9 protein-coding genes and 1 pseudogene are annotated in these 9,338 nt (G+C 43.6%); 5 read left to right on the top strand and 5 right to left on the bottom strand.

The annotated features are described in order from the left end of the window. Window positions 1-342 precede the first annotated feature (342 nt). The gene (locus H5073_RS17480; RefSeq protein WP_182680844.1) at window positions 343-786 is read left to right on the top strand and encodes an RNA-binding protein; all 444 of its coding nucleotides are present in this window, start codon (window positions 343-345) and stop codon (window positions 784-786) included. A 212-nt stretch (window positions 787-998) separates the two neighbouring features. On the opposite strand, the gene murI is transcribed toward H5073_RS17480, so the two are convergent. After that, on the bottom strand, window positions 999-1,799 hold the full coding sequence (gene murI / locus H5073_RS17475; RefSeq protein ID WP_182680843.1) for a glutamate racemase: 801 nt from the start codon (window positions 1,797-1,799) through the stop codon (window positions 999-1,001). A 226-nt stretch (window positions 1,800-2,025) separates the two neighbouring features. On the opposite strand from murI, the gene trmA reads away from it, so the two are divergent. After that, the gene (gene trmA / locus H5073_RS17470; RefSeq protein WP_182680842.1) at window positions 2,026-3,123 is read left to right on the top strand and encodes a tRNA (uridine(54)-C5)-methyltransferase TrmA; all 1,098 of its coding nucleotides are present in this window, start codon (window positions 2,026-2,028) and stop codon (window positions 3,121-3,123) included. A gap of 80 nt (window positions 3,124-3,203) precedes the next feature. Here the strand turns inward: trmA and fabR are convergent, their stop codons facing one another. Further along, complete coding sequence (gene fabR, locus H5073_RS17465) at window positions 3,204-3,821, bottom strand: HTH-type transcriptional repressor FabR (RefSeq protein WP_182680841.1); 618 nt, start codon at window positions 3,819-3,821, stop codon at window positions 3,204-3,206. A gap of 143 nt (window positions 3,822-3,964) precedes the next feature. On the opposite strand from fabR, the gene H5073_RS17460 reads away from it, so the two are divergent. The 3 genes from H5073_RS17460 (at window position 3,965) to mnmH (ending at window position 7,319) form a co-directional block, all read left to right on the top strand. Then, on the top strand, window positions 3,965-5,071 hold the full coding sequence (locus H5073_RS17460) for a fatty acid desaturase (protein ID WP_182680840.1): 1,107 nt from the start codon (window positions 3,965-3,967) through the stop codon (window positions 5,069-5,071). 98 nt (window positions 5,072-5,169) lie between these two features. Continuing rightward, the gene (selD, locus tag H5073_RS17455; RefSeq protein WP_182680839.1) at window positions 5,170-6,210 is read left to right on the top strand and encodes a selenide, water dikinase SelD; all 1,041 of its coding nucleotides are present in this window, start codon (window positions 5,170-5,172) and stop codon (window positions 6,208-6,210) included. After that, window positions 6,210-7,319, top strand: coding sequence for a tRNA 2-selenouridine(34) synthase MnmH (mnmH, locus tag H5073_RS17450; RefSeq protein ID WP_182680838.1), 1,110 nt, complete (start codon window positions 6,210-6,212; stop codon window positions 7,317-7,319). The genes selD and mnmH overlap by 1 nt, the downstream gene beginning before the upstream one ends. Before the next feature lie 77 nt (window positions 7,320-7,396). On the opposite strand, the gene cysQ is transcribed toward mnmH, so the two are convergent. The 3 genes and pseudogenes from cysQ to H5073_RS17435 all read right to left on the bottom strand — a co-directional run. Beyond that, window positions 7,397-8,203 (bottom strand): 3'(2'),5'-bisphosphate nucleotidase CysQ, encoded by an 807-nt coding sequence (gene cysQ / locus H5073_RS17445; protein ID WP_182680837.1) that lies wholly within the window; start codon window positions 8,201-8,203, stop codon window positions 7,397-7,399. Window positions 8,204-8,309: 106 nt separating this feature from the next. Beyond that, complete coding sequence (nudE, locus tag H5073_RS17440) at window positions 8,310-8,864, bottom strand: ADP compounds hydrolase NudE (protein WP_182680836.1); 555 nt, start codon at window positions 8,862-8,864, stop codon at window positions 8,310-8,312. A 216-nt stretch (window positions 8,865-9,080) separates the two neighbouring features. Then, window positions 9,081-9,338, bottom strand: a pseudogene (locus H5073_RS17435) (hypothetical protein); the annotation flags it as partial.

Raw genomic sequence — 9,338 nt, 5'->3', positions numbered from 1 at the left:
GCTTTGAAACATTCTATTTGAAGGCTTCAAACTGACTCGTTAGTTACCGCAATAATGGCGTGAGCCGCTTGCCGTGTCAGTGGTTGCGCATTATAGGGAGCTTAATTTTTTACGCAAGGGCTTTTATGCATAAAACTCATCAAGCGTTCAGCTTTTGGCCATTAAGGTGTTTTTTTGCCTGTAACGGCTGTTTTTTACACTTTAGTTGTGACACTGGTAACTTATTTTTATCATTTGAGCTCGTTTTTTCTACAGCGCTCTGGTTAATCCCTCAATTATTCATTAGTATATGTGGGCTTTTAACAGATATTTATCATTTATTTTTATATTAGAGATTATTTTATGCAGAAATCATTCGTGATTGTTTTAATTGCTACGCTTGTAGGGGCGTTTGCAATATTCCAGTTTGCAGCTGACGTACCAGCCTATATTACTTTTGTTGCTGGAGCTGTACTCGCAAGTCTTATCCTAACTTTCGTTTCAGATACTTCAGCGCAATCTGATGAGCCTTATGTCGGCCCAACTATGACGCTTTATGTTGGTAATTTACCTTACCGAGTTCATGAAGGTGAAGTGAAAGAGCTCTTTGGTGAATATGGTCCGGTTAATTCAGTACGTTTAGTGCGTGATCGTAAGACAGGCCGCCGTAAAGGTTTTGGATTTGTTGAAATGTCTGAGTCTGGTGCCCAAAAGGCGATGACTAAGTTAAATGATTTCAGCTTCCAGGAAAGAACACTTAAAGTTCGTGAAGCTAAATCTCAAGAAAATGAAGCTTCTGAAAGCTAACACTTAAGAACTTACATTAAAGGGACTCTCGAATGAGAGTTCCTTTATTTTCTAACTACTACACTAGATCCTTCAATAATTGCCAAGACGACCTTACGCCGATAATCCTCACACCTATGGCGCTAACTCTCCGCTAACCTAATACATTTAATCGCTATCTCTACACTACCGAATCATGCTCACCTGAATAACACTCATATAGCCAATGACGATTAAGTGGCGAGTAAATTGCAGTCGCTAACACCATACTCTTGTAATGTTATTTTAAGACCTGCTGTTATGGCTTGTGTATAAGCCGCATAAATTATGCCTTGAGCTTGCGGCTGTTTATCTATTGCGCGAGATGACAACTCAGACAGTAATAAGCTGACAACTCTATTGGCGATGGCTTCACCTGAGTCTAGTAAATGGACATCTTCTCCAAGATAATGGCTCAACTCTTCTTTTAGCATAGGAAAGTGGGTGCAACCTAACACCAGCACATCAAGTTTAGAGGCTTTAACTGGCGCCAATATTCTTGCTAATTGTCGATTGTCTATAGGTTGCTTAGCGGCCTTTTGCTCTGCCAGCATAACAAGTTCTGATGAGCCAAATAAATCGACCTGACAATGATCGGCAAATTGACTGATTAAACTATGGGTATAATCTCGACTGACGGTGCCTGGTGTTGCAAGTACACCTATATGTTTACGCTTTGAGAGTTGAGCGGCGGGTTTAATGGCAGGCACCACCCCCACCACTGGAATACTGAGCCGCTGACGCAGCACTGGTAACACTAGAGTGCTGGCGGTATTACAGGCGACGACGACTATTGCGGCGCCTATTCTCTGCACTTGTTGGCAGATGAGTTCAACACAACCATAGATGAGCTCTGCTTCTGATAATTTGCCATAAGGCAAACGTGCGTTATCAAACAGATAGCAATAGTTCTCTGCGGGTAATTGCTTGCGGATCTCAGCCAGTACAGACAAGCCGCCTATACCTGAATCAAATACTAAAATTGGGCCTGACAACACACTCTCCGATACAAATGCCGTTCACATTGGATTCATCATCCTGCCCGCCTTCTGAGACACAAAGCGAGCATATTTATGGTTGCCAAGTTTATCACCATATTGAAGAATGCCGCTAAATTGATTTTAACGGTTCCTATATGTGCGATTAAAAGCGCGCTGTGTTTTAAATTTACTGCATTTACGTATATTATTGCGCCCTATTTAAATGCTTAAGGTGTACACGATGAATTTAGCCGCAATGGATCCCAGTAACTACGAGGCGCAGTTAGCCGAAAAAAAGCGCAAGCTGTCTGAGGATTTTGCTCAATTCACACCACCTGAGCTGGAAGTATTCTCTTCAGATCCTGCCAATTATAGAATGCGTGCTGAGTTTCGCGTTTGGCACGAAGGGGATGACCTTTACTACTATATGTTTGATAAAGTACTGGATGCGAAAGTGCGCTGTGAGCAATACTTGCCAGCTTCTACACTCATCAATGCCATCATGACCAGTCTAGTGGAAGAGCTTAGACCTAACCACAGCTTACGCCACAGATTATTCCAAGTGGATTTTTTATCTACGTTAAGCGGCGAAATCTTAGTGTCTTTGCTTTATCACCGTCAGCTTGATGAAGAGTGGCAAACACAAGCGGCAGCATTAAAACTGCGTCTGTCTAGCCAGTTTAATGTCAATATTATTGGCCGAGCTCGTAAACAGAAAATCGATCTAGATAAAGATTTCGTTGTTGAAACCATTAAGGTCAACGGCCAAGATTTACATTACAAGCAAATTGAAAACAGCTTTACTCAGCCTAATGCTAAAGTATCGATAAAAATGCTCGAATGGGCCATCGATGCCACTAAACAAAGCCAAGGTGATTTATTGGAGCTTTACTGCGGCAATGGTAACTTCACTATTGCACTAGCTCAGAATTTCAATCGCGTATTAGCCACCGAATTGGCTAAACCTTCAGTGGATGCCGCCCAATACAATATCGCCATTAACAATGTCGATAATGTGCAGATCATCCGCATGTCAGCTGAAGACTTTAGCGATGCCATGGCAAAGAAGCGCAGCTTTAGGCGCTTGGAAGGCATAGATTTAGACAGCTATAACTGCAATACCATTTTTGTAGACCCACCTAGAGCAGGTATCGATGATGAAACCCTGAAATTGATCCAAGGTTATGAGCGCATCTTGTACATTTCATGTAACCCAGAAACCCTCAAAGATAACTTACAGACCTTAAGCAACACCCATAGCATCACTCGCTTTGCCTTGTTCGACCAATTTCCTTATACCCATCATATGGAATCTGGCGTGCTGCTAGAACGTAAGTAAGCCTTATTCTTATATTAGAGACACAAAAAAGGCGCATTAATTACGCCTTTTCCATTTCAAACAGACTTTTTAGCGAATGCTTAACCTCGATTATCCATCTTATGCTGCAGGGCTTCAGCGCCTGTAGCCACCATACGCAATTGTAATACCAACTGATCAGCCAATAACTTACGATCGCTGCGCTTAAGATCCAGCGCCGACGCACCGGCATTAAAGACCAAAATGACCAAGGCTTCAGCTTGGGCTCTTGCCAATAAAGGATTACGTTTGGCGTTAGCTTCTGTGTAATGGGTAAGCTCAGAAATAAAATGCTCAATCTCACGCTCCACTGCAGCTCTAAATGCAGCAGATGTACCAGAACGTTCATGAAGCAAAATGCGAAATACGTTTGGATTAGACTCTAAGACTTCCATAAAGGTATCTACGGAAATACGGATCACACTGCCACCAGCTTCTGCTCGCTGACGACCTTTACGCATCATTTGCCTCAGCGTTAGCCCGCCTTCGTCAACCATGGTTAAGCCGAGCTCGTTCATGTCTTTAAAATGGCGATAAAATGATGTCGGTGCAATGCCGGCTTCTCTAGCAACTTCTCGAAGACTCAAGCTTGAAAAACTACGCTCTGCACTGAGCTGATTAAAAGCGGCATCGACTAAGGCGCGACGGGTTTTTTCTTTCTGCTGCGCTCTAACACCCATAACAAGATCCGTTCAGTAAAAATTAATTCACAGATAATACCGTTTTTAAATGAGAAACACAGCCTTGTTCGCCTTGACCCAAGTGCAGTGCTAAGCTAAATTAGCTTACAGATGTACGCTCAACGCGAAATTTGGAACTATTAATGAAAAAACCCCCTATTATTTGGCTCAATACCCTGTTGTTTGCCCTCACCTTACTCGGCGCTTTAGTATTAGTACCATGGCGCGGCTTAGCCCATGGTTTCGACGCCATAGAGTGGATTGCCTTTGTCGTATTAGCTTACGCTAGCGGCCTTTCTATTACCGCAGGTTACCACAGGCTCTGGTCACACAAAGCCTACAAAGCTCACCCTGTGATGCGATTCCTATTTGCCCTAGGTGGTGCACTTGCCTTGCAAAACAGTGCATTACACTGGTCTTCTGATCATCGCATTCACCATAAACATGTAGACAATAATGACAAAGATCCCTACTCAGCCAAGCTAGGGTTCTGGTATAGCCACATAGGTTGGATGCTGCGTGAATACCAAGCTCATCGTTATCATGATTATAAAAATGTCCGTGATTTACAAAATGACCCCATAGTTATGTGGCAACATAAGCACTATCTGGCACTCGTCCTGCTGATGAATATAGGCCTGCCTATTTTTCTTGGTTGGTTGAATGGCGACATATTATCCATGCTGCTAATTGCTGGTTTATTGCGCCTAGTTGTAGTTCACCATTGCACCTTCTTCATTAATTCGTTGGCTCACATTTGGGGCTCGCAGCCTTATACAGATAAAAACACCGCCCGTGATAATGCCTTTTTAGCCCTACTCACCTATGGCGAGGGTTACCATAATTTTCACCATATCTTTGAGAACGACTATCGAAATGGCATTAAATGGTGGGATTACGATCCAACCAAATGGTTAATCAAGTTGATGAGCTGGGTTGGTTTAGCCAATGATTTACGCAAAGTACCGCAAGAGCGTATTGAGCGCGCGCGCCTGCAAATGCAACTACTTCGAGTGCAAAACAAAGTCGCGCATTTGCCGAACTATGATGAAGTCGTTGCCAAATTAGAAGCCGAATATGAGCTAATGAAACAGCATTTGATGGCCTATTATCAAGCCAAAAAAGCACTGCTAGAAGCCAGAGCTAAGCCATTGGCCTACCAACAATTGAAAACGCAAGTTGAAGAACTCAAGGCTAATTTACTTATCCAACAGCAAAATTGGTATGCCTTAACTGCAAGTTATCGTTAATTTGTCCGATATTAGCTCATATCCACTACGGCCACCTTGCACGGTGGCCGTATCTAGTTATTATGAACGGCTAAATAGTCAATTCGGTAGCCCAGCTCATGACAGACACTAAAATCAAACTCACAGAATACAGCCACGGCGCTGGTTGTGGTTGTAAAATATCTCCTCAAGTCTTAAGCACTATCTTAGCGTCTCAATTGCCTGTCTTTGTCGACAAAAACCTACTTGTTGGTAATCAAACCCGTGATGACGCTGCCGTGTACAAACTCAATGACGACACAGGCATTATTAGTACCACCGACTTCTTTATGCCCATTGTTGACGACCCATTCACCTTCGGCCGTATTGCGGCAACCAATGCCATCAGTGATATTTATGCCATGGGCGGCACCCCTATAATGGCAATTGCAATTTTAGGCTGGCCAGTGAACAAGCTTACCCCAGAAATTGCTCAACAAGTGGTTGATGGTGGCCGTCAAGCCTGTGCTGATGCAGGCATTATGCTTGCGGGTGGTCACAGCATAGATGCCCCAGAGCCTATTTTTGGTTTAGCGGTAACAGGTCAAATTCCCCTTTCACAGCTGAAGCAAAATAGTACTGCCAAAGCAGGTGATAAGCTTTATCTCACTAAACCTTTGGGAATAGGCATTTTAACCACGGCGCAAAAACAGAAAAAACTGCAAGTAGAAGATGAGCATATAGCCGTTGATGCTATGTGTAGTCTAAATAAAATCGGTGTCGACATCGCTAAAATAACTGGCGTTAACGCACTCACCGATGTGACAGGTTTTGGCTTAGCAGGACATTTAATCGAAGTATGTCAGGGGGCTAACCTTGCTGCAAAAATCGATGTTAATGCACTGCCTTTACTTGCAAAAGTAAAACAGTACCTCGCCTTAGGCTGCGTACCTGGTGGCACCCATAGAAACTTTGACAGTTACAGCGCTTATTTACCTGAATTAAGTGATGAGCAAAAAGCCATTTTATGTGATCCACAAACTAGCGGCGGTTTGTTGGTCTGTGTTTCAGAGGCATCGGAAAACAGTTTAATCAAATTACTGGAAAGCCAAGATATTGACGCCAATTGCATCGGCACATTACATACCTCTAACTCAGATAAGTTAGTGGAAATTATTTAATGACTTGCCAGATAATTCCAAGTTCAGAATTTGCTCGTCTGTTTCTCGAAGCTCGGCCGCTAATCGATGTGCGTGCTCCCATTGAATTTACCAAGGGCGCCTTCCCTAGTGCGATTAATTTACCCTTGATGAAAGACAGTGAGCGTGAAAAAGTTGGCACTTGTTATAAGCAGCAGGGTCAAGATGCCGCGATTAAGCTAGGGCACTCTTTGGTTAATGGTACAGTAAAAGCTCAGCGCATCGCCGCTTGGCGTCAGGCCATTGAAGCTAATCCAAATAGTTATTTATATTGTTTTCGCGGCGGATTACGTTCTCAACTAAGCCAGCAATGGATTAAAGAGGTCGGTTTTGAGCTTCCCTATATTCAAGGTGGTTATAAGGCTTTAAGGACATTTTTAATTCAGACTCTAGAGTCCAGCACCGCGCTTAACTCTATGCTTATTCTTAGCGGCAGAACCGGTAGCGGTAAGACTGATTTTCTGCAGCTTAGACATGAAGCCGTCGATTTAGAGCGGTTGGCGAATCACAGGGGCTCAAGTTTTGGTAAAAACCTTGATCCACAACCCAGCCAAATTAACTTTGAAAACCAGCTGGCTATTGCAGTATTGCAACATCAAACTAAGCAGCATAAGCACTTGTTACTTGAAGACGAGAGCTTTTTGATTGGCCGCTCCGCTTTACCTAAAGCCTTTTACAACTCGATGCAAAATGCAGACATAGTGTTATTAGAAGAAGATGACGAGCAGCGCTTACAACGCTTGCTTTATGACTATGTGGATAACAAACTAGCAAGCTTTGTGTGTCGATTAGGTGAAGAAGCGGGCTTTAAGGCCTTTGGGGATTACCTAAATGCTAGCCTCTATGGCATAAAAAAACGCTTAGGAGGCAAGTTTCTGCAAGAACTGCTGGACTCTGTTGCCCGCGCTTTAGCCCATCAAACCAGTCAAAATGACACCAGTCTGCATTTGGAGTGGATCTCATTGCTACTCAGCCGCTATTACGACCCTATGTATGACTATCAATTGTCACAAAAACAACAAAGGGTGTTGTTTAAGGGCGATCACGCCAGTATGCATGCTTGGCTCGATGAGCGACAACAGACCACTTAATACTCAATGGTCTAAATACAAATGCCCTCAACAATGAGGGCATTTGTTCATCTGTATTTTGTAACCTAAGACAGTGGCTAGTTTAGCAATTCATCCCACGCTAAATGCGGGCTACCCACCACCATGAAGTTCGGATTTTCTAGCGATTCTCGTAAGTTATAACTGAGTGGTTGCAGTGCTAAATCCATCAAGTTACCACCCGCTTCTTGGATAATAATCTGTGCGGCCCCCGTATCCCACTCACCTGTTGGCCCTAAACGCACATAACAATCTGCTTTTCCTTCGGCCACTAGGCAGCTCTTAAGTGCTGCACCGCCCATAATGACCAGCTCGGCATCGGCTTGTGAGTCAAATAAATTCAATACTGCTTGTGGATCTTGTCTGCGGCTCACAGCAAAGCGTAACTTATCAGTTTGCAAGGAGCTCATTAGCTTACTGTGGATCTGTTGCTCACCTTCACTGTCACGCTTAAACGCCCCTTTTCCGGCAATGGCGTAATAGCAAATTTGTGTCATAGGCGCATAAACAATCCCCATTACAGGCCGATTATTTTCAATCAAGGCGATAATCACAGAAAAGTCACCGCTACCAGCAATAAACTCACCAGTGCCATCAAGGGGATCCACCAACCAGTAGCGCTGCCATTGGCTGCGCACCGCCAAAGGAATATCGGCAGCTTCTTCGCTGAGAATAGGAATATCTGGAGTCAATAATGACAATTGCTGACAAATAATATCATTCGAGGCCAAATCTGCTGACGTCACAGGTGTGTTATCTGACTTTATTTCACGTTGGTAATCACCTTGCAAATAAATACCGCGGATCGCCTCACCGCCCATTTTGGCAATCTTGATAGCGGCTTCGATGATATGTTCTGGCTTCATAAAAACTCCAAGAGCCGGCAGTATCGCCATGCGAACTGCCAACTTACTACTTTTGGTACCCAGCTTATTGCAATGGGACTGACGTTAACAGATAAGGTCTAGCTAGTTACAGCTTAGATGCTAAATATTGCTGAGCAAGAAATAATGCACTCACACTTCGGGATTCTGAGAAATCTTGATTATCTAACAAGGATTGCCAAGCAGTTAACTCCCAAGGTATCACCTCAATCGGCTCAGGCTCATCGCCTTCTAAACGGCTGGGGAATAGCTCTTCTGCAATGAAAATTTGCATTTTACTGGAGAAATAACCTGGCGCGAGAGAGAGCTCTTTCAACAAAGTAAGCTTATGGCTGCCATAACCAATCTCTTCTTGTAGTTCACGGTTGGCGGCTTGTGCGGCAGTTTCGCCAGGATCAATTAACCCTTTGGGGAAGCCAAGTTCATAATTGTCGGTTCCAGCTGCATATTCTCTTGCCAGCAGCATATTCCCCTGATGAATAGGCACCACCATAACTGCACCTCGGCCAGAACCACGCATTCTTTCGTATTGACGCTCAACACCATTTGAAAATCTAAGCTGTATCTGCTCGATTTGAAATAACCGACTCTTAGCAACTAATTCGGTGTGCAGTATCTCTGGCTTTATCGGCCCCTGAGTCATCGCAGCCTCATCAAGTAAAATGATTTAAACAAAGGCTAATCTTATACCAAACACAAAAAATATGTGACCTGTTTTGTTGGTCGGTAACTGAATAAACACCCTGTAAAAGCTATAAGTAAATATTAAGTGGTTGCTAGCTTACAGGTTTAGAAGTAACAAAAAAGGGCTTACGCCCTTTTTTATATTTATCATCCACATGCGTTTCAATCTGATGAATTAGAACCGATAACGCACACTGAGCTGATAACTTAATACATCATTAGGGGCCAAGGCATAGTAGTTAATCCCCAGTCCTGCTGACCAATGATTTGCAAATTGATAATCAAAGGTCATACCTGCATACCAATCGGTGTCATCAAGTGTAGTGGTCAGGCGCTGACCCTGCGAGTCGCTGTGTAGCTCTGACTCCCAAATCAACACTCCAACCGGCACTGAGAAGCGCCAGCCTTGATGTTCCATTAAGGTAAACCTAGC

This window comes from Shewanella sp. SR44-3 (assembly GCF_014163735.1).
In the GTDB taxonomy this organism is placed as follows: Bacteria; Pseudomonadota; Gammaproteobacteria; order Enterobacterales; family Shewanellaceae; genus Shewanella.
Note: the sequence above shows the minus strand (reverse complement) of the source record. Positions and strands in the feature narration are given on the sequence as shown.

Excerpts from the sequence above, each read along its gene's own strand:
- H5073_RS17480 (WP_182680844.1), top strand. The coding sequence starts at position 343 with ATGCAGAAATCATTCGTGATTGTTTTAATTGCTACGCTTGTAGGGGCG.
- trmA (WP_182680842.1), top strand. The coding sequence starts at position 2,026 with ATGAATTTAGCCGCAATGGATCCCAGTAACTACGAGGCGCAGTTAGCC.
- fabR (WP_182680841.1), bottom strand. The coding sequence starts at position 3,821 with ATGGGTGTTAGAGCGCAGCAGAAAGAAAAAACCCGTCGCGCCTTAGTC.
- H5073_RS17460 (WP_182680840.1), top strand. The coding sequence starts at position 3,965 with ATGAAAAAACCCCCTATTATTTGGCTCAATACCCTGTTGTTTGCCCTC.
- selD (WP_182680839.1), top strand. The coding sequence starts at position 5,170 with ATGACAGACACTAAAATCAAACTCACAGAATACAGCCACGGCGCTGGT.
- mnmH (WP_182680838.1), top strand. The coding sequence starts at position 6,210 with ATGACTTGCCAGATAATTCCAAGTTCAGAATTTGCTCGTCTGTTTCTC.
- cysQ (WP_182680837.1), bottom strand. The coding sequence starts at position 8,203 with ATGAAGCCAGAACATATCATCGAAGCCGCTATCAAGATTGCCAAAATG.
- nudE (WP_182680836.1), bottom strand. The coding sequence starts at position 8,864 with ATGACTCAGGGGCCGATAAAGCCAGAGATACTGCACACCGAATTAGTT.